General features: G+C 39.8%; 10 protein-coding genes. 7 read left to right on the forward strand and 3 right to left on the reverse strand.

Annotated features, from left to right (window positions below; translation table 11 throughout):
• Nucleotides 1-13: 13 nt before the first annotated feature.
• Nucleotides 14-760 (reverse strand): TIGR04219 family outer membrane beta-barrel protein, encoded by a 747-nt coding sequence (locus tag AC07U8_RS00110; protein ID WP_244014538.1) that lies wholly within the window; start codon nucleotides 758-760, stop codon nucleotides 14-16.
• A 137-nt stretch (nucleotides 761-897) separates the two neighbouring features.
• On the opposite strand from AC07U8_RS00110, the gene AC07U8_RS00115 reads away from it, so the two are divergent.
• The 4 genes from AC07U8_RS00115 to AC07U8_RS00130 all read left to right on the forward strand — a co-directional run bounded on the left by AC07U8_RS00115 (nucleotide 898) and on the right by AC07U8_RS00130 (nucleotide 4,935).
• Nucleotides 898-2,346, forward strand: a complete 1,449-nt coding sequence (locus AC07U8_RS00115; RefSeq protein ID WP_419316009.1) for an aldehyde dehydrogenase family protein — start codon at nucleotides 898-900, stop codon at nucleotides 2,344-2,346.
• Between the two features lie 59 nt (nucleotides 2,347-2,405).
• Nucleotides 2,406-2,993 (forward strand): DUF1287 domain-containing protein, encoded by a 588-nt coding sequence (locus tag AC07U8_RS00120; RefSeq protein WP_034618071.1) that lies wholly within the window; start codon nucleotides 2,406-2,408, stop codon nucleotides 2,991-2,993.
• Nucleotides 2,994-3,302: 309 nt separating this feature from the next.
• Entirely contained in the window at nucleotides 3,303-4,781 is a 1,479-nt protein-coding gene (locus AC07U8_RS00125; protein WP_494737084.1) for a sodium-dependent transporter, read from the forward strand.
• A gap of 10 nt (nucleotides 4,782-4,791) precedes the next feature.
• A complete protein-coding gene (locus AC07U8_RS00130) occupies nucleotides 4,792-4,935 on the forward strand; it encodes a methionine/alanine import family NSS transporter small subunit (protein ID WP_004818200.1) in 144 nt (47 codons plus the stop codon).
• A 50-nt stretch (nucleotides 4,936-4,985) separates the two neighbouring features.
• Here AC07U8_RS00130 and rsmB read toward each other — a convergent pair whose 3' ends face one another.
• Together rsmB and fmt are read right to left on the reverse strand one after the other, a co-directional pair.
• Nucleotides 4,986-6,293, reverse strand: coding sequence for a 16S rRNA (cytosine(967)-C(5))-methyltransferase RsmB (rsmB, locus tag AC07U8_RS00135; RefSeq protein WP_494737085.1), 1,308 nt, complete (start codon nucleotides 6,291-6,293; stop codon nucleotides 4,986-4,988).
• On the reverse strand, nucleotides 6,290-7,249 hold the full coding sequence (gene fmt, locus AC07U8_RS00140; RefSeq protein WP_494737086.1) for a methionyl-tRNA formyltransferase: 960 nt from the start codon (nucleotides 7,247-7,249) through the stop codon (nucleotides 6,290-6,292). The genes rsmB and fmt overlap by 4 nt, the downstream gene beginning before the upstream one ends.
• A 740-nt stretch (nucleotides 7,250-7,989) precedes the next feature.
• On the opposite strand from fmt, the gene AC07U8_RS00145 reads away from it, so the two are divergent.
• The 3 genes from AC07U8_RS00145 to ilvD all read left to right on the forward strand — a co-directional run bounded on the left by AC07U8_RS00145 (nucleotide 7,990) and on the right by ilvD (nucleotide 21,785).
• Nucleotides 7,990-18,513: an ESPR-type extended signal peptide-containing protein gene (locus tag AC07U8_RS00145; RefSeq protein WP_494737087.1), complete on the forward strand. Its 10,524-nt coding sequence runs from the start codon at nucleotides 7,990-7,992 to the stop codon at nucleotides 18,511-18,513.
• 63 nt (nucleotides 18,514-18,576) lie between these two features.
• Nucleotides 18,577-19,371 carry a trimeric autotransporter adhesin/peptidogylcan-associated protein TpgA gene (gene tpgA, locus AC07U8_RS00150; RefSeq protein WP_494737088.1) on the forward strand — a complete coding sequence of 265 codons (795 nt, stop codon included), beginning with the start codon at nucleotides 18,577-18,579 and terminating at the stop codon, nucleotides 19,369-19,371.
• Nucleotides 19,372-19,955: 584 nt separating this feature from the next.
• On the forward strand, nucleotides 19,956-21,785 hold the full coding sequence (gene ilvD, locus AC07U8_RS00155) for a dihydroxy-acid dehydratase (protein WP_494737089.1): 1,830 nt from the start codon (nucleotides 19,956-19,958) through the stop codon (nucleotides 21,783-21,785).
• The last annotated feature ends 23 nt before the right edge of the window (nucleotides 21,786-21,808 follow it).

Raw genomic sequence — 21,808 nt, forward strand, 5'->3', positions numbered from 1 at the left:
CGGATATTCTCTATTAAAAATGGGCATTTAAACCAATATAAGGCCCTTTAAAATTAAACTTCATATCACGGTTATCTAAATCACTGAGTTCAATGTTTAAAACACGGTAACCCACTTTAGCACCAAGATCTAAAACAATAGATTTAACAAAATCATATTGAATTTCAGCCTGAGCATCCGTGATTTTTACATCATTGACATTGGTATAAGTCGCCTCAGCTTTTGCGCTTAAACCTGTAAATGGTAGTTTTGCACCAGCCTCTGCATAAAGGATTGGTGCATATTCATCAACATCAACATTTTGTGAAAATTGCTTTACAGTACCGTTGAGTTTAGTTGCCCCTACACCGACATCAGCTTTTACAATATTGTCTAAGATTTCATAGTAAAGAATAAGATCTGTATGGTCTAAATCAATTTTAGTTTTAGCAAACTCATTATTAGACTCAGTTTCAGTATCTAACTTGGTATATTTTAATTTTACATTGGGAATGATTGGAATCGGGTGCTCAAAAGCAACAGAGGCTTGAATCGTGCCTTTGGTATCTAAATCATGTTTTGCGTTTAGCCCAGCATAAGGATCTAATAATAAATTATCTGTCCCCGTTTTGTTGGATAGACTGGATGTTTTGTGGTTGATTTGAGAATCTCCACCAATACTCCAATAACTAATATCACCTTTTAAACCAATAAAATCAGCTTGAGCAAATGAACTTAGACCTAGGGCTGCGATAAATAAGGGTAATTGAATAGATTTCATATGTCCTTCTTGATGAAATGATTTTTCATCCTATATTTTTGTTACTTAAATACATTTCAATACTGTACCAACTGAAGGCATGATATAGGGGTTTATCAAATTTTGCATTATTAAAAAGATTAAATCGAGGGTGTAGGATGAGTGATTCTATTGATCAAGCAGTGATTGAATTCCCACTTTATGTCGCCAATAAAGCGATTAAATCAGGGCAATGGCTTGAAGTTCATGATAAATTTTCGGGGAAAATTTATGCAAAAGTGGCTTTAGCGGACGCAAAAATTTTAGAAAAAGCCATCAGTGCAGCTGTGAAAGCAGAGAAAGAAATGGCTGCTTTAAAACCATTTCAGAAGCAAAAAATACTGTTACATTGTGTTCAGCGTTTTAAAGAGCTCCGTGAAGAATTAACCCAAATTTTAATTATCGAAGGTGGAAAGCCTAAACTTGCTGCAGCAGCTGAGGTTGAAAGGCTGATTAATACTTTCCAACTAGCGGCAGATGCAGTCTCCACAATTAATGATGGTCATTTAATGCCTTTGGCTGTAACGGCTGCGGCTTCTGCATATCGGGGAATGGTACAACATGTGCCGATTGGTGCAGTGTCTCTGATCAGTCCGTTTAATTTTCCTTTGAATTTAACAGCACATAAAATTGCACCAGCAATTGCAGCGGGTTGTCCATTTGTATTAAAACCAGCAAGTTTGACTCCAATTTCCGCATTAAAAATCGCAGAAATTTTGGCTGAAACAGATTTACCAAAAGGCGCATTTTCAATTTTGCCTTGTCCACGAGAACATGCTGATGTGTTAGTGACGGATGATCGCTTTAAGCTGCTCAGCTTTACCGGTTCTGATCAAGTGGGTTGGGATATGAAAGCACGTGCTGGTCGTAAAAAAGTAACCCTCGAATTGGGGGGGAATGCAGCTGTTTTAATTGAACCTGATACAGAAATAAGTGATGCATTGATTGATCGAGTGATTGGTGGTGCATATGGTCATGCGGGACAGGTGTGTATTAGTGTGCAACGAATTTTAGTCCATGCTGATATTTATATAGAATTTAGAAAAAAAATCTTAGCAAAATTGAAAAAAATATCTGCGGCAGATCCACATGTAGAAACCACGATAGTGGGCCCAATGATCAAAGAAGCAGAAGCGATTCGTTTAAAAAAATGGGTAGATAAAGCGGAGAAAAAGGGTGCGAAAATCTTAATTGGTGGCACTTTAAAAGGTGTTTTATTTGAACCAACTTTGCTTGAAAATGTCGATGAATCTCTTGAAATTTATCAAAATGAAGCATTTGGCCCTGTGGCAATTTTAGAAAAATATAAAACATTTGAGAAAGGTATCGAAGTGATTAACCAAGGTCGCTTTGGTTTACAGGCTGGTGTATATACTCAAAATCTCAATAAGATGCTTTATGCATGGGATCATTTACATGTGGGCGGGGTAATTATCAATGATATACCCACCTTCAGAGTTGATAATATGCCATATGGTGGTGTGAAAGATTCGGGTTTAGGTCGTGAGGGAATCCAGTCTGCAATTGGTGATATGCAGGAAGAACGCTTACTTGTGATCAAACAATAAGTTAATATTCTAAGGGGCTACGGCTCCTTATTTCTTTGAATTTTATATAGAGTTAAAAAATGATAATAAAATTTTTCAATTCATTATTTTTAATGGTTTTGCTTTGCTTACAGAGTGTGCAAATTTGGGCATTTCAATCTGAGAAACTGGTAAATGATGCACGCTCTCAGATTTTGAAAACACTTTACTATGATCCTGCTTATACTCAGTTGTCTTATCCAATGGGTGATGTTCCATTGATCAAAGGTGTATGTACAGACGTGGTTATTCGCGCCTTACGCCATCAAGGTATAGATCTGCAACAACGTATTCATGAAGATATGAAAGCCAATTTTAAAAAATATCCACAAAAATGGGGTTTAAAAGCAACCGATCGAAATATTGATCATCGACGGGTTCCAAATATCATGACCTATTTTCAGCGTCAAGGTTATCAAGTGAATGATCAAAAGTATCAAGCAGGTGATATTGTGGCATGGGATTTAGGTAAAGGCTTAACCCACATTGGTATCATTTCAAATAAAACCACAATGTTGTCAAAAACACCTTTGGTTATTCATAACATTGGTTCTGGAACACGTGAAAATGACATTTTGCATGAATATAAAATCATTGGGCATTATCGTTTACCCAAGACGGTCAATTAGAAATATGCAATTTCAAGCAAAATAGCTAAAAATTAACCATGTGCAAAAAAAAGTAAAAAAAACCTGAGAAAATAGACACAAATTACAGAAAAAGCGCTGCAAAACGAGTATTGTTACAACATTAAACAGTAATTTTGTTGATGCACTTTAACCGAGAAGTTTGCAAAGTTACTGGTTTGGAATAATAACAAAGCACCCAAAAGGTGCTGTTTTATTCAAACAACAAAATTTAAAATTGGTACTTCTTTTGCTCGCAGATCACAATGAAAAAAAGCAGCATTTGAGGACATCTACAGAATTAGGTGTTTTATGACAGAATCTCGTGAAAACTGGACATCACGATCAGGTTTTATTATCGCAGCTGTTGGATCGGCTGTCGGTTTAGGTAATATTTGGCGCTTTCCTTACATTGCTTATGAAAACGGTGGCGGCGCTTTTTTAATTCCATATTTAATTGCACTTATTACGGCAGGTTTGCCACTGTTATTTTTAGACTATGCGACAGGGCATAAAAGTAATACTTCACCTCCTAAAGCCTATCGTGCTTTATTTAAAGGGGGCGAAACTTTAGGTTGGTGGCAAGTCTGTGTCTGTATCATTATTGGTTTGTACTATGCCAGCGTACTGACATGGGCTGGCAGTTATGTTTATTTTTCTGTAGGTCAATTGTGGGGAAGTGATCCTGAAAACTTCTTCTTCAATACCTATTTACAAACTTCAAAATCAACAAGTTTTGATTTTCATTTTGTTGGTCATTTATTTTGGCCAATTGTAGGAATCTGGGCATTAACGTTGATCATCTTATTTGGTGGTGTGAAAAAAGGGGTTGAACTATCCAATAAAATTTTCATGCCTTTACTGTTTATTCTGTTCACGATTCTTGTTATTCAAGCGTTGCGTTTACCTGGTGCAGTTCAAGGTTTAAATGCTTTCTTTACACCAAACTGGGCAGCGATGTGGGATTATAAAGTATGGCTTGCAGCATTTGGTCATACGTTCTTTTCACTCTCTGTTGGCTTTGGGATCATGGTGACTTATGCCTCGTATCTTAAACCAAAAACCAATTTAACAGGCTCGGGCCTTATCGTTGGTTTTGCCAATGCGTCTACTGAAATCCTTGCGGGGATTGGTATCTTCGCAGCACTGGGCTTTATGGCATTTTCAGCAGGCAAGCCTGTAGATCAAGTGGTCAGTGGTGGTATCGGCTTGGCATTTATTGCTTTCCCTAAAATCATTTCAAGTTTAGGGACTGGTGCGGATTTATTCGGTTTACTGTTCTTCTCTTCTTTATTTGTTGCAGGGATTTCTTCAATGGTGAGTATCCTTGAAGTGCCGATTGCAGCGATGCAAGACAAGTTAAAATGGGGACGTAAAAAAGCCGTAAGCATCATTGGCGGTGGTAGTGCACTGGTTTCAATTTTCTTATTCTCTAGCGTGAACTCGATTAAACTGGTAGATATCGTCGATCACTTTATCAATAACATTGGGATTATTGGCGGTGCATTATTGTCAATTATTTCGATAGCGTGGTTTAAACGTTCGGCATTGATGGAATTACGTGATCATGTGAATCGTATTTCAACTGTGCAGCTTGGTAAAGGTTGGGATTTCACTTTAACCGTAATCACTTCTTTAATTTTGCTGGTCACTTTATCTATGACCGTTTTTAGCTTGATTAAAAACGGATACGATACCTATAGTTCTAGTATGTTGATGTTCTTTGGTTGGGGCAGTGTGATTTTCTGTGCTGTTATTGCTTTAGTCCTTAGCAAAATGAAAGATCGATAGGAGCGTCAAAATGAATACTTCTGCAATCGTGATGATGATTATTTCAATGGTATTTTTATGGGGTGGGTTGATTTTATCGATCCTACATTTGATGAAAAATCCTGAAGAACTGGATGACGTTCTGGAAGAAGTCAAAGATCACCATACCCTTTAAATTTGAGTCAAAAAAAGCAGGCGAATTAGCCTGCTTTTTTAATGCATTTTTTAATCCATTTTCTGAATTCGGCAATAATAGAAACCATCACCATGATGCGCTTCAGGCAACAATTGACGACCGTGAATTTGTTCTATTCCCCAGTTTGCATCAATCTTGATTTCTTCAGCATCTGCATGTTCAGCAAAAAATTCGACCATCTGCTGTTCATTTTCAACTTTTAGAATTGAGCAGGTAATATAAAGTAGTGTTCCGCCAACTTTAAGCTGCTGCCACATATGCTTTAAAATTTGCTTTTGCAGATCGACCACTTGCTGAATATCTGTAGATTGACGCAATAAGCGAATATCAGGATGACGACGTAGAACACCAATAGCAGAACATGGTGCATCCAATACGATGCAATCGACCAATTCTTTAGGCACCCATGTTGTAGCATCTGCTGTGATGATTTCAACTGTTGCATCAACATTTAATTCAAGGCGTTCCAAGTTTTCTGAAACACGCAATAAGCGTTTAGCATCATGATCAAGTGCGATTAATTTTTTAGGATTGAAACGTTCTAAGATATGAGCTGTTTTACCACCCGGTGCTGCACAAGCATCGATAATGACCTTGTCATCTAAGTTGGGTAACAGTGTTGCACACAATTGAGCATGTTCATCTTGAACAGAAAACCCGCCTTCTTCAAAGCCAGGTAAATGAGTAATATTGCCCGTTTGTTCCAGAACTATACCAACATCTGAAAGTGTACAAGGACGAGCATCAATCTGTTCTTCATCTAAAATATCAAGATATTCATCACGACTAATTTGACGTTCATTGACACGCAGCGTTAGTGGGGCAACTTGTTTTAAATTTTGACAGATTTCAGGGAGTAGATCAGCCCAATCTTTTTTAAGTCGTTTGAACAGCCAGCTTGGTAAACCATGGGTATTATTCAAAGCCGTTTGAAACTCAGTTGTTTCACGTGAAACACGACGAAGGATGGCATTGACCAAACCACTCATCGGTTCAAAACCTAATTGCTTCGCTGCATTGACAGTTTCTGAAATCGCCGCATGTGCAGGAATACGGGTGCATAAAATCTGGTATAAACCCAAATATAAGCAACTTTCTAGTGCCTCATTGTCTAACGGTTTTGTGAGCAAGGGTAAGGTAATTGCTTTTAAAGAATACCACTGACGTAAACAGCCCAAAGTAAGCTCATGGTATAAACCACGATCACGTTCAGAAACAATATTGATATGTTGGTTTAAAACGGAAGCCAAAGACTGTCCATTTTGAACAGCTAAAAGTGTTTTAACCACTTGTGCGCGCAAATTCAAATTTTTTGCAGATGATTGAATTTGGCTCATGCGAATATATTTCCTACTGAAAGTTTATGGCTTTGTATAATTTGTACAGGGTTAATGGCTTTGCCACCTGGCCATTGTAGGCTAGTCAGACAAATCACACCATCTCCACACAGCACATGTACACCTTGTTTGTTCATTTCGATAATGGTTCCGGGTGCTTCGCCATTGGCTGTAAGGTCTGAAATTTGAGAATTCCACACACGTAAATTATTGCTTTCATCTATTGGTGTAAATGCGACTGGCCAAGGATTGAATGCCCGAATATTGCGATCAAGTTCAACTGCTGATTTAGTCCAATCAATTTGTGCTTCAGATTTTGTGAGTTTATGTGCATATACCGTAAATTGTTCATCTTGCACTTCACGTGCATCTAAATATTGTTGTAATTTTTGTTCTGACTCTAATACCACACAAATTGCTTCAGCGCCTTGGAGCGCAAGTTTGTCATATAAAGTCGCTGAGGTTTCTTGTGCTGTGATTGGGCAAACTGTTTTAAAGATCATATCGCCTGTATCTAGTCCAGCCGCCATTTTCATGATCGTTACTCCGGTTTCAGTGTCACCCGTTGCAATGGCACGCTGAATCGGAGCAGCACCACGCCAACGTGGTAGCAAAGAACCATGAATATTTAAACAACCATAGCGCGGTGTATCTAATACGGCCTGAGGCAAAATTAAACCATAAGCCGCAACCACCATTACATCTGCACCCAAAGCTGCTAATTCTTGTTGAGCCGTTAAGCCTTCGTCTGTTGATGCTTTGAAATGAAGTGGTTGATAGACGGGTAAGTTATTTGCGAGCGCAAGTTGTTTCACGGCTGAAGCTGTCAATTTTTGTCCACGACCTGATTTACGGTCAGGTTGAGTATACACAGCGACGATTTCGTGATCAGTTTCAATGAGTGCTGCTAAAGCAGAAGCTGCAAATTCGGGTGTACCTGCAAAAATGATCTTCAAAGGTTATGCTCAGATTAAATTTTAAATTGAATTATAGCAAACCTGATTATGCGGTGGCGTTTTCAAATGAAAATACGGGATTTTCTATGTAAAAAATAAAATACGATCAATTGTATATTTTGTTTTGATCACTTATCTGATTTGAAAACAGTCAGCAGATGTCTTTTACAGCACTCTTAAAATTCGCGTAAATCTAAATTAACCAACATTCATTTTTAAAATAAATATCACTTTTTTATATAAAATTTTTCACTTTAAATTGATAGAAATAGGTCTTATTTTTAACTTAATCTAAACAAACAGATGATTTAGAGATTTAAACTAGAATTATTGTGACCTATTACACAATAAAAAATTGTTAACTGAATAAGCATAGGCAGTTAATCGAAATTTAACAATATGTCAAATGTAAACTAAGTCTCACATTATTTTGTTAAATGTGACAAATTTTGTCACATGCTCGATTTAAGAACAATATGTATTTAATAAATCTTAATGTTTTTTTGATTGGTATATAAATTGCTGATTTATAGCTATAAAAATTAAAAAATGTATGGTTATTTTACTTTTTATTTAAAAGTTTAGACCATGTGTTTAAAAAAATAAAATAAGTGAAATATATCTCAATTTTTCTATTGCTTTAAATGTATGTAAATTGTTAAATAAAAAAATTGTACATTTTGTATGCATTATTGATGCGAAATCAGCGGCTGTAATGCACCTCCTAAAGGAAAAGTAATATGAATAAGATCTACAAAGTGATTTGGAATGCGACTTTGTCGGCATGGGTTGCAGTTTCTGAATTGGCAAAAGGGAAAACCAAGTCTTCAAAAGTAACTGGAATTATTGGGGCAGCAACAGTTAGCTTGATGGTAGCGTTTAGTCCAGAGGCTATGGCTAACACTATAGATATGCAAGCACAAGGAAATAAAAATGATGCAGATTGCGTATCTGGTGGAAATACAACAGTTTATAAAGCTCAAACCAATGGAACAACTGGGGCGATAACCGATGGTTCTGGTACGTACTCTACTGTTGCAGGTTGTAATGCTTCGGGTGGTGGAGTACTCGGTGCAACAGCATATGGGAGCTATGCGAAGGTTACAGGAAAAGGCGGTACTGCTTTAGGACATAATACTGAAGCTGCACAATGGGCACTTGCTGCAGGTGTTGATACTAAAGCAACAGGTGAGTCAAGTGTTGCTCTGGGTTCGGGAGCTGTAGCGTCTAATACTTCATCAATAGCGATAGGTACTGATTCGGGGACTTCTGGTATTGGTGCAATTGCTATTGGACGAAATGCTCAAACATCAGCTAGTGGTAGTATTGCAATAGGTGATGGAGCTACAGCTACTGGTGGCACAACTGATATCAATTCTATTGCAATTGGTAAAGGCGCACAAAGCTGGGGACAAAGCTTTGCATTGGGGACAGGTGCTTCGGCTGATTCATTTACATTTGATATCAATGATAGCGGTGTTGCTGTTGGTGCTCAATCTGTTACTGCTGCTGGAACAACAAAAGGTACAGCAATAGGTGTAAACGCTAAAGTAACTGGTTCAACTGTTGCGGGTACGGCAATAGGCTCTAATGCCGTTGCTTCTATCGATAACAGTGTGGCGTTAGGTTCAAACTCAATAACATCAGCTATTACTGGGACAGGATTTTTAACATCGCAAGCGGCTCCAACTGTTGGAGCCGTATCAGTTGGTAATGGTACAGCAGCTGGTAACCGTCGAATTCAAAACGTAGCAGATGGTTCAGCAGCATCAGATGCTGTGACAGTTGCTCAACTAGACAAAGCTTATGATGATACAAATGGTCGTTTGGCTAGTGCTTTAGGTGTAGGTAGTGGTGCTGCATATAATGCAGCAACCAATGCATATACAGCCCCAACTAATATTGGTGGAACGGGTAAAACAACAATTGATGACGCAATTAAAGCGACTCAACGAAGTGTTACAGGTGGTTCAAATATTGTTGTTACGCCTACAACAGCTGCCGATGGTTCAATATCGTATTCAGTTGCTACAAGTGCAACACCAACATTTACAACTGTTACGACTGGAAATAGTAAGTTAGATAATACTGGCTTAACAATTACAGGCGGTCCAAGTGTTACGAGTAGTGGCATCAATGCAGCTAACACTACGATTAATAATGTTGCTAATGCCACAACAGCTGATCAAGCCGTCAATAAAGGTCAACTTGATACTGTAAGCACACAAGCAAATAAAGCCATAACATTCACTGGAAATGCTAGAAAATCGGGCGATACGACAGATATTAATCGTAAGCTTGGAGATAGTATTGCAATTAGTGGAACAGCAACAACAACTGGTACTTATAGCGGTGCGAATGTTAAAACGGTAACAGATCAGAGCGGTGCAATTGCAATACAAATAGCAGATGCTCCTAACTTTGCAGGAACAGTGACTTCTACAGGTTTGCAGGTAAATGGCGCAAGTGCTGTTACAGGAAATAGTACGATAGGTGGAACTCAGACTGTTACAGGTATAAGTAATTTAAATGGTGGGGCAAATTTAAACAGTCAAAAAATTACAAATGTTGCTGCAGGGACAGCAACAGGTGATGCCGTTAACTTTGGTCAATTAACTACAACCAATCAAAACGTAAGTAATTTGACGACAACTGTTACCAATCAAGGTAATGATATCAGCACATTAAAAGGTGGTTTTAACTTACAAACTAATGGTAAGAATAGTGGTGCGATTAAAGCGGGTGACACAGTTGATATTGGTGTAGCAACACCAGCAGACACTAACCTTACCGCAACCAAGACAGGTAACAATGTCGCATTTGCTTTAAGCAAAGACTTGAACTTAACCAGCGTTACTACAGGTAATACCGTGATTAACAACGCTGGTGTAACCGCGGATAAAGTTACTGTTGGTACTGTGGTGGTTGATAAAACGACTGGGATCAATGCAGGTGGTAAAAAGATTACCAATGTAGCAGCAGGTGATATCAGTGCATCGACATCAACAGATGCTGTGAATGGTGGCCAATTATTTACGACTAATCAAAACGTTGCGAAAAACACATCAGACATTAGTACGTTAAATACCACTGTCACTAATCAAGGTAATCAAATCACGACCAATACGTCGAATATCGCAACCAATACATCTGATATCAGCACCTTAAAAGGTGGCTTTAATTTACAAACCAACGGTAAGAATAGTGGTGCGATTAAAGCGGGTGACACGGTTGATATTGGTGTAGCTACGCCAGCGGATACCAACCTTACAGCGACTAAGACAGGTAATAATGTTGCGTTTGCTTTAAGCAAAGATTTGAACTTAACCAGCGTTACTACAGGTAATACAGTGATTAACAACGCTGGTGTAACCGCGGATAAAGTGACTGTTGGTACTGTGGTGGTTGATAAAACGACTGGGATCAATGCAGGTGGTAAAAAGATTACCAATGTAGCAGCAGGTGATATCAGTGCAGCGACATCAACAGATGCTGTGAATGGTGGTCAATTATTTACGACTAATCAAAATGTTGCGAAAAACACATCAGACATTAGTACGTTAAATACCACTGTCACTAATCAAGGTAATCAAATCACGACCAATACGTCGAATATCGCAACGAATACATCAAATATTGCGACTAATACATCTGACATCACGACCTTAAAAGGTGGCTTTAATTTACAAACTAACGGTAAGAACAGTGGTGCGATTAAAGCGGGTGACACGGTTGATATTGGTGTAGCTACGCCAGCGGATACCAACCTTACCGCAACCAAGACAGGTAATAATGTTGCGTTTGCTTTAAGCAAAGACTTGAACTTAACCAGCGTTACCACAGGTAATACCGTGATTAACAATGCTGGTGTAACCGCAGATAAAGTGACTGTTGGTACTGTGGTGGTTGATAAAACGACTGGAATCAATGCAGGCGGTAAAAAGATTACCAATGTAGCGGCAGGTGATATCAGTGCAGCGACATCAACAGATGCTGTGAATGGTGGTCAATTATTTACGACTAATCAAAACGTAAGTAATTTGACGACAACTGTTACCAACCAAGGTAATGATATCAGCACCTTAAAAGGTGGTTTTAACCTACAAAGTAATGGTAAGAACAGTGGTGCGATTAAAGCGGGTGACACGGTTGATATTGGTGTAGCTACGCCAGCGGATACCAACCTTACCGCGACCAAGACAGGTAACAATGTTGCGTTTGCTTTAAGCAAAGATTTGAACTTAACCAGCGTTACTACAGGTAACACAGTGATTAACAATGCTGGTGTAACAGCGGATAAAGTGACTGTTGGTACTGTGGTGGTTGATAAAACGACTGGGATCAATGCAGGTGGTAAAAAGATTACCAATGTAGCAGCAGGTGATATCAGTACAGCAGCATCAACAGATGCTGTGAATGGTGGCCAATTATTTACGACTAATCAAAATGTTGCGAAAAACACATCAGACATCAGTACGTTAAATACCACTGTCACTAATCAAGGTAATCAAATCACGACCAATACGTCGAATATCGCAACCAATACATCTGATATCAGTACCTTAAAAGGTGGCTTTAACTTACAAAGTAATGGTAAGAACAGTGGTGCGATTAAAGCGGGTGACACGGTTGATATTGGTGTAGCTACGCCTGCGGACACTAACCTTACCGCAACCAAGACAGGTAACAATGTTGCGTTTGCTTTAAGCAAAGACTTGAACTTAACCAGCGTTACTACAGGTAATACAGTGATTAACACTGCTGGTATAACAGCGGATAAAGTGACTGTTGGCAATGTTGTTATAGATAAAACAACCAACAAGATCAGTGGTGTAGAAGCAGGAACTGATGCGAAAGATGTTGTAAACAAAGGTCAATTAGATGCTTTGGCGGGACAACAAACAGCAACAGATAATTCGGCAGTGAAATACGATAACGCCACAACTAAAGATAAAGTGACTTTAGGCGGTGGCGCTACAGGTACAACGCTGACAAATGTTAAAGCGGGTGATGTTTCTGCAAACTCAACAGATGCAATCAATGGTAGTCAGCTTTATACGACAAACCAGAATGTAGCCCAGAATAGCAAAGACATCGCAACCAATACGTCGAATATCGCAACGAATACATCAAATATTGCGACCAATACATCTGACATCACGACCTTAAAAGGTGGCTTTAACTTACAAACCAACGGTCAGAATAGTGGTGCGATTAAAGCGGGTGACACGATTGATATTGGTGTAGCAACTCCAGCGGATACCAACCTTACAGCGACCAAGACAGGTAACAATGTCGCGTTTGCTTTAAGCAAAGACTTGAACTTAACCAGCGTTACTACAGGTAATACAGTGATTAACACTGCTGGTATAACAGCGGATAAAGTGACTGTTGGCAATGTTGTTATAGATAAAACAACCAACAAGATCAGTGGTGTAGAAGCAGGAACTGATGCGAAAGATGTTGTAAACAAAGGTCAATTAGATGCTTTGGCGGGACAACAAACAGCAACAGATAATTCGGCAGTGAAATACGATAACGCCACAACTAAAGATAAAGTGACTTTAGGCGGTGGCGCTACAGGTACAACGCTGACAAATGTTAAAGCGGGTGATGTTTCTGCAAACTCAACAGATGCAATCAATGGTAGTCAGCTTTATACGACAAACCAGAATGTAGCCCAGAATAGCAAAGACATCGCAACCAATACGTCGAATATCGCAACGAATACATCAAATATTGCGACCAATACATCTGACATCACGACCTTAAAAGGTGGCTTTAACTTACAAACCAACGGTCAGAATAGTGGTGCGATTAAAGCGGGTGACACGATTGATATTGGTGTAGCAACTCCAGCGGATACCAACCTTACAGCGACCAAGACAGGTAACAATGTCGCGTTTGCTTTAAGTAAAGATTTGAACTTAACCAGCGTTACTACAGGTAACACAGTGATTAACAACGCTGGTATAACTGCGGATAAAGTGACAGTTGGCAATGTTGTTATAGATAAAACAACCAACAAGATCAGTGGTGTAGAAGCAGGAACTGATGCGAAAGATGTTGTAAATAAAGGTCAATTAGACGCTTTGGCGGGACAACAAACAGCAACAGATAATTCGGCAGTGAAATACGATAACGCCACAACTAAAGATAAAGTGACTTTAGGCGGTGGCGCGGCAGGTACAACGCTGACAAATGTTAAAGCGGGTGATGTTTCTGCAAACTCAACAGATGCAATCAATGGTAGTCAGCTTTATACGACAAACCAGAATGTAGCCCAGAATAGTAAAGACATCGCAACCAATACGTCGAATATCGCAACGAATACATCAAATATTGCGACTAATACATCTGACATCACGACCTTAAAAGGTGGCTTTAACTTACAAACCAACGGTCAGAACAGTGGTGCGATTAAAGCGGGTGACACGGTTGATATTGGTGTAGCTACGCCAGCGGATACCAACCTTACCGCAACCAAGACAGGTAATAATGTTGCGTTTGCTTTAAGCAAAGACTTGAACTTAACCAGCATTACAGTGAACGATGGCACCAATGGTACAAATGGTTCTACAGTGATCGGTAAAGATGGCATCTCGGTTAAAGATGGCTCAGGCAATACTATTGCAGGTGTAGATAACACAGCGTTGACAGTGAAAGACGGTAGTGGCAACACAGAAACCAGCATTAACAAAGCGATCAATACCCTGAATGCATCGCAAGGTGAAACTGATAAGTTTGCAGTGAAGTACGACAAGAATGCTGATGGCAGTGCAAACTATAACAACATCACATTAGCAGGTAGTGCTTCAAGTAGTACTAAAGATGCAACGACAGGCAAGATCACCACAACAGGTGGTACAAGCTTAAACAATGTTGCGAGTGCGGGTGACTACACTAAAGAGGCCAATGCGAGCAAAGGTGTTAACGCTGGTGATTTGAACAATGCAGTTGTTGACGCGACTAATGCAGCGACCAGTAAAGGCTTTGCATTACAAGCAGCAGATGGCGCTAAAGTTCAGAAGAACCTAGGCGAAGCGGTTGAAGTTGTTGGTGCAGATAGCAACATCACTACGAAGGTTGCAAATGGTCAAGTTGCGATTGAGTTAAATAAAAACCTCAATAACTTAACTGGCATTACAGTGAATGATGGAACCAACGGTACAAATGGTTCTACAGTGATCGGTAAAGATGGTATTTCGGTTAAAGATGGTTCAGGCAATACGATTGTAGGTGTAGATAACACAGCGTTGACAGTTAAAGATGGTAGTGGCAACACAGAAACCAGCATTAACAAAGCGATCAATACCCTGAATGCATCGCAAGGTGAAACTGATAAGTTTGCAGTGAAGTACGACAAGAATGCTGATGGCAGTGCAAACTATAACAACATCACATTAGCAGGTAGTGCTTCAAGTAGTACTAAAGATGCAACGACAGGCAAGATCACCACAACAGGTGGTACAAGCTTAAACAATGTTGCGAGTGCGGGTGACTACACTAAAGAGGCCAATGCGAGCAAAGGTGTTAACGCTGGTGATTTGAACAATGCAGTTGTTGACGCGACTAATGCAGCGACCAGTAAAGGCTTTGCATTACAAGCAGCAGATGGCGCTAAAGTTCAGAAGAACCTAGGCGAAGCGGTTGAAGTTGTTGGTGCAGATAGCAACATCACTACGAAGGTTGCAAATGGTCAAGTTGCGATTGAGTTAAATAAAAACCTCAATAACTTAACTGGCATTACAGTGAACGATGGCACCAATGGTACAAATGGTTCTACAGTGATCGGTAAAGATGGTATCTCGGTTAAAGATGGCTCAGGCAATACCATTGCAGGTGTAGATAACACAGCGTTGACAGTGAAAGACGGTAGTGGCAACACAGAAACCAGCATTAACAAAGCGATCAATACCCTGAATGCATCGCAAGGTGAAACTGATAAGTTTGCAGTGAAGTACGACAAGAATGCTGATGGTAGTGCAAACTATAACAACATCACATTAGCAGGTAGTGCTTCAACTAGTACTAAAGATGCAACGACAGGCAAGATCACCACAACAGGTGGTACAAGCTTAAACAATGTTGCGAGTGCGGGTGACTACACTAAAGAGGCCAATGCGAGCAAAGGTGTTAACGCTGGTGATTTGAACAATGCAGTTGTTGACGCGACTAATGCAGCGACCAGTAAAGGCTTTGCATTACAAGCAGCAGATGGCGCTAAAGTTCAGAAGAACCTAGGCGAAGCGGTTGAAGTTGTTGGTGCAGATAGCAACATCACTACGAAGGTTGCAAATGGTCAAGTTGCGATTGAGTTAAATAAAAACCTCAATAACTTAACTAGCATTACAGTGAATGATGGAACCAACGGTACAAATGGTTCTACAGTGATCGGTAAAGATGGTATCTCAGTTAAAGATGGTTCAGGCAATACGATTGTAGGTTTAGATAACACAGCGTTGACAGTGAAAGATGGTAGTGGCAACACAGAAACCAGCATTAACAAAGCGATCAATACTCTCAATGCATCGCAAGGTGAAACTGATAAGTTTGCAGTGAAGTACGACAAGAATGCTGATGGTAGTGCAAACTACGATAGCGTAACCCTTGCAGGTACAGGTGGAACAACAATCACCAATGTTAAAGCAGGCGCTATTAACGCAACATCAACTGATGCGATCAACGGTAGTCAATTGTATGATGTTGGTAATAGTCTGAAAAATGCAATTGGCGGTTTGACCACGAGAGATGCAACGACTGGTATCATTACGACAAGCAACATTGGTGGCACGGGTTCAAACACAATTGATGGTGCAATCAACAGCATTAAAGATTCAGCAACCAAAGCGAAGACCACAGTTACGGCTGGAGACAACGTTGTTGTGACTGCTGGTACCAATGCAGATGGTTCAAGTAATTATCAAGTTGCGACAGCGAAAGACGTAAACTTCGACAAAGTGACAGTAGGTAATGTTGTTGTAAATAAAGCCAGCAATACAATCGAAGGCTTAAGTAATACTGACTTAAGAGCAAGTGATTTTGCAACTAAAGGTAGAGCAGCGACTGAAGAGCAATTGAAGCAAGCTGTGACGAAAAACATCACTGAAGTTGTAGATGGTAATGGCAACAAAGTGAATATTATTGATCAAGTTGTAAATACGAAACCTGACAATAAGAACCAAGATTCATTGTTCTTAACTTACGATAAGCAAGGTCAAGAAACCACAGATCGCTTGACGATTGGTCAAACAGTACAGAAGATGAATACTGATGGTATTAAGTTCTTCCATACCAATGCCGATATGTCGAAAGGTGATTTAGGTACAACCAATGACTCAAGTGCAGGTGGTTTAAACTCTACAGCGATTGGTGTAAATGCAATTGTGGCAACGGGTGCAGATAGTGCTGTTGCATTAGGTCACAATACAAAAGCTGAGGGCAAACAATCCATTGCTATTGGTCAAGGTGCTGAGGCATTAGGTACACAATCAATCAGTATTGGTACGGGCAATAAAGTGAAAGGCAACCATTCTGGTGCGATTGGTGACCCGACCATTGTGGATGGTGCGAACAGTTATTCTGTAGGTAATAATAACCAAGTGCTTACAGATGATACGTTTGTACTTGGAAACAATGTGACCAAAACAGTTGCTGGTTCAGTTGTGTTAGGCAATGGCTCAGCGGCGACAACTGGTGCAGGTGTTGCAGGTTATGCGCTGTCAGTTGCAACAAGTGCAGACAAAACAGCGATTAGCAATACAACATCAACAACTGGTGCAGTAGCAGTTGGTGATGCGGCAAGCGGTATTTATCGTCAAATTACAGGTGTTGCAGCGGGTAGCGCAGATGCTGATGCTGTAAACGTAGCGCAGTTAAAAGCTGTTGGTAACCAAGTTGTTACCACTCAAAACGCACTTGTAAATGGTTTGGGCGGTAATGCGAAGGTCAATGCTGATGGCACCATTACTGGGCCAACCTATAATGTTGCACAAGGTAATCAGTCCAATGTTGGTGATGCTTTAACAGCATTGGATAAAGCCATTGGTTCTGCAGCAACAACATCTAAAACGACTGTTTCTAATGGTCAGAATATTGTTGTGAATAAGAGCAAAAATGCTGATGGTTCAGACAACTATGAAGTATCAACAGCAAAAGATTTAACAGTTGATTCTGTGAAAGCAGGTGATACGGTTCTCAATAATGCTGGAATCTCAATTGGTAATAATGCGGTTGTGATAAACAACACAGGATTAACCATTGCCGGTGGACCAAGTGTAACGGTGGCAGGTATTAACGCGGGTAATAAAACAATTACCAACGTGGCAAATGCTGTAAATGCTACAGATGCAGTTAATAAAGGGCAGTTAGATAGCGCAATTGGCACTGTGAATAACAATGTCAATGAGCTTGCCAATAATGCCGTTAAATATGACGATGCATCAAAAGATAAGATCACACTTGGTGGTGGTACAAATGGTACAACCATTAGCAATGTAAAAGATGGTGCAGTCACTCAAGGTTCTAAAGATGCTGTAAATGGCGGTCAATTGTGGAATGTTCAGCAACAAGTTGATCAAAACTCAACGGATATCAGCAATATCAAAAATGATATTAACAATGGTACTGTCGGCTTAGTTCAACAAGCAGGTAAAGACGCAACAGTTACAGTTGCGAAAGATACTGGTGGTACAAGTGTGAGTGTGGCGGGTACAGATGGCAACCGCGTTGTGACAGGTGTTAAAGATGGCGCAGTCAATGCAACATCAAAAGATGCAGTCAACGGCAGCCAATTGAACACGACCAACCAAGCAGTTGTGAATTATCTTGGCGGTGGTGCTGGCTATGACAACATTACGGGTAGCTTCACTGCACCAACTTACAATGTAGGTGATTCTAAGTATAACAATGTCGGTGGTGCAATCGATGCATTGAACCAAGCGGATCAAGCATTGAATAACAAAATTGACAATGTCAGCAACAAGTTAGACAACGCTTTCCGTATTACCAATAACCGGATTGATGATGTAGAGAAAAAAGCCAATGCGGGTATTGCAGCAGCAATGGCACTTGAATCAGCACCATATATTCCTGGTAAATATACCTATGCTGCAGGTGCGGCATACCATGGTGGTGAGAATGCGGTAGGTGTGACGCTACGTAAAACTGCAGATAATGGACGTTGGTCGATTACAGGTGGTGTTGCAGCAGCATCTCAAGGCGACCCAAGTGTTCGTATCGGTATCAGTGGTGTAATTGACTAAATCACGAGACAAGGAAGATCGAACGGTCTTCCTTTTTCTTCACTAATTTTTAAGAGAGAAAAAATGAAAGCATTTAACAAAAAAATTATGTTTAGTGTATTCAGTGGTCTTGTGATGTCATTGAGTCATGCTGCTGAAGTTGAAACATCAAATATCCAAGAAATTCATTTTCCTGAAGTAAAAGACAGTTATTTAAAGCAAGTGAATCGTTATGAATATGATGACGTGGCACGTTTAGATAAAGGTTTAAGCAAAGATCAGATTCGCCATGTTTTGGGGAATCCACAATTTTCTGAGGGCCTTTTTGCTGTTAAAACTTGGAACTATGTATTGGATGTTCGAGAGCCGAGTTCCAATCAATATAAACGTTGTCAGTTACGCATAGACTTTGATAAGCACTACCGTTCAGAAAATCTATATTGGAAAGGTGAACAATGCCAAGGTCTGATGGCTTGGGGCATCAATAACCAATCCGCGACAGAACAAACGGCTCTATCCGCTACAGGCCAATCAGCCAGTGTTTTATTCTATTTTGATCATTCAGGTAAAAGTGGGGTAAAAAATCCTGAAGTGATTAGCAAAATTGCTGATCAAATTAAGCAAACTGATGGGAATAGCAAGATTTTTGTTGCTGGTTATACTGACCGTTTAGGTTCATTTCCGTATAACCAACGTTTATCAGCGGCGAGAGCCAATACCGTTGTAGATTTATTGAAACAACAGGGTATTCCTGCGGATCAAATTCAATTTTCAGCAGAAAATAAAACTGACGTGTATCAGAAATGCAATGGAATGAACAAAAAAATTCAATTGGTTGAGTGTTTAGCACCTAATCGCCGAGTAAACATCACTTGGTAAAACTGAATGCATAATCAAATAAATTCAGTTTAAAAGAAGGTGTTTATTCTTCAAATAGATTGAGCTTTATTGCATGCCAACGCCCGATGAAATTCATCGGGCGTTTTAAATTATTTACTGTTCTGGTTTATTTTGAATAAATCTTACATCACCAAATAATATTGATTGCCAAGTTAACCCAGCAGAAACATCAGCAACAAAACATTTTGATTAAACAGAAATAATCTGTGCAAAATGAATGAACGGGCTTCTTTTGAGCCCTTTTATAAAATAAAATTTAGTGAATTTTGTTAAATGATAAATATTTTTTATTAAAAAATAAAAAATTATTCATAGAAGTTTTGTGTTTTATCCAACACGATAGCGTTATATTAAATTCTAATGTTTTATTTATCTATAAAGCTTGTTGGAATATCAATAGACACGTCTTGTTTAAAAAAAGATCATGCTTAAGATCATTGGTTATATGCTAAGTTATAGTATGATGTGTTCATATTTCGACTGATTTATTGCTATATCATCAGTTTTATTTAGCCAGAGTGAATTGATATTCATTTCAAGCTCAAACAATGTTGGAAATACAAATGCCTGACTATCGTTCAAAAACATCGACACATGGAAGAAATATGGCTGGTGCACGTGGCTTATGGCGTGCAACAGGAATGAAAGATGAAGATTTTGGTAAACCGATTATTGCGGTAGTCAACTCATTTACTCAGTTTGTCCCTGGTCATGTGCATTTAAAAGACTTAGGTCAGCTGGTTGCTGAACAGATTCAAGCAGCGGGTGGTGTGGCAAAAGAATTCAATACGATTGCAGTCGATGATGGTATTGCAATGGGGCATGATGGCATGCTGTATTCATTGCCTTCGCGTGATTTGATTGCAGATTCTGTTGAATACATGGTCAATGCGCATTGTGCAGATGCCATGGTGTGTATTTCTAACTGCGACAAAATCACACCAGGAATGTTAATGGCGGCAATGCGTCTGAACATTCCTGTGGTATTTGTTTCTGGCGGTCCAATGGAAGCGGGTAAAGTTAAAATCCGTGGTACAGAACATGCGATTGATCTCGTTGATGCAATGGTGGTTGCCGCTGACGATAGTTTTACCGATGAAGAAGTAAAACAATATGAGCGTTCAGCTTGCCCAACTTGTGGTTCATGTTCAGGTATGTTTACAGCCAACTCAATGAACTGTTTGACAGAAGCCCTTGGCTTATCTTTACCGGGTAATGGTTCAACTTTAGCAACCCATGCAAATCGTCAAAAATTATTTGAAAAAGCCGGTCAATTGATTGTTAAGTTGGCAAAACGCCATTATGAGCAAGATGACTACACCATATTACCGCGTTCAATTGCGACCAAAGCATCTTATGAAAATGCGATGACGCTAGATATTGCAATGGGTGGTTCAACCAATACCGTATTGCATTTATTGGCCGCGGCACATGAAGCAGGCGTTGATTTTACCATGGACGATATTGATCGTTTATCGCGTAAAGTGCCTGTGTTGTGTAAAGTTGCCCCTGCAAAACAAGATGTCCATATGGAAGATGTCCATCGTGCGGGCGGTATCATGTCAATTCTAGGTGAATTGGATCGTGCAGGCCTATTGGATACATCAGTCTATACCGTACATGAAAATACGTTGAAAGATGCCTTAGATAAATGGGATATTATTCGTACCGAAGATCCAGAGGTTTACGAGTTCTTCCGTTCAGCACCAGGTGGTGTTCCGACTCAAACAGCATTTTCACAAAACCGTTATTATCAAACTTTAGATGGTAACCGTGAAAAAGGTGTGATCCGTAATGCTGAACATGCATTCTCTAAAGACGGTGGATTGGCTGTACTGTACGGAAACATCGCTGTAGATGGTTGTATTGTAAAAACTGCGGGTGTAGATGATTCGATCCTGAAATTTAATGGTACGGCTCGTGTCTTTGAAAGCCAAGACGCTGCTGTAGATTCAATTCTTGGCCATGAAATCAAAGCTGGTGATGTGGTTGTCATCCGTTATGAAGGTCCACGTGGTGGTCCGGGTATGCAAGAAATGCTTTACCCAACCAGCTATCTAAAATCGAAAGGCTTAGGTAAAGAATGTGCTTTACTTACAGATGGTCGTTTCTCTGGTGGTTCTTCAGGTCTTTCCATTGGTCACGTATCGCCAGAAGCTGCTGAGGGTGGTGTTATTGGATTGGTTGAAGATGGCGATTTGATTGAAATCGATATTCCAAATCGTACAATTCATCTCGCTGTTGATGATGCAACCTTAGCTGCACGCCGTAAGATTCAAGACGAAAAAGGTTGGCAGCCAGCTGAAGAACGTCCACGTAAGGTTTCAAAAGCATTAAAAGCTTATGCTATGCATACCACCAGTGCGTCGAAAGGTGCGGTGCGTGAAATCTAAGTGTTAAAATAAGATTCCCAAAC

This window comes from Acinetobacter sp. GW821-FHT01E09 (assembly GCF_059422385.1).

Coding starts and splice junctions, on each gene's coding strand:
- AC07U8_RS00110 (WP_244014538.1), bottom strand. CDS start 760: ATGAAATCTATTCAATTACCCTTATTTATCGCAGCCCTAGGTCTAAGT.
- AC07U8_RS00120 (WP_034618071.1), top strand. CDS start 2,406: ATGATAATAAAATTTTTCAATTCATTATTTTTAATGGTTTTGCTTTGC.
- rsmB (WP_494737085.1), bottom strand. CDS start 6,293: ATGAGCCAAATTCAATCATCTGCAAAAAATTTGAATTTGCGCGCACAA.
- AC07U8_RS00115 (WP_419316009.1), top strand. CDS start 898: ATGAGTGATTCTATTGATCAAGCAGTGATTGAATTCCCACTTTATGTC.
- AC07U8_RS00130 (WP_004818200.1), top strand. CDS start 4,792: ATGAATACTTCTGCAATCGTGATGATGATTATTTCAATGGTATTTTTA.
- AC07U8_RS00145 (WP_494737087.1), top strand. CDS start 7,990: ATGAATAAGATCTACAAAGTGATTTGGAATGCGACTTTGTCGGCATGG.
- ilvD (WP_494737089.1), top strand. CDS start 19,956: ATGCCTGACTATCGTTCAAAAACATCGACACATGGAAGAAATATGGCT.
- tpgA (WP_494737088.1), top strand. CDS start 18,577: ATGAAAGCATTTAACAAAAAAATTATGTTTAGTGTATTCAGTGGTCTT.
- AC07U8_RS00125 (WP_494737084.1), top strand. CDS start 3,303: ATGACAGAATCTCGTGAAAACTGGACATCACGATCAGGTTTTATTATC.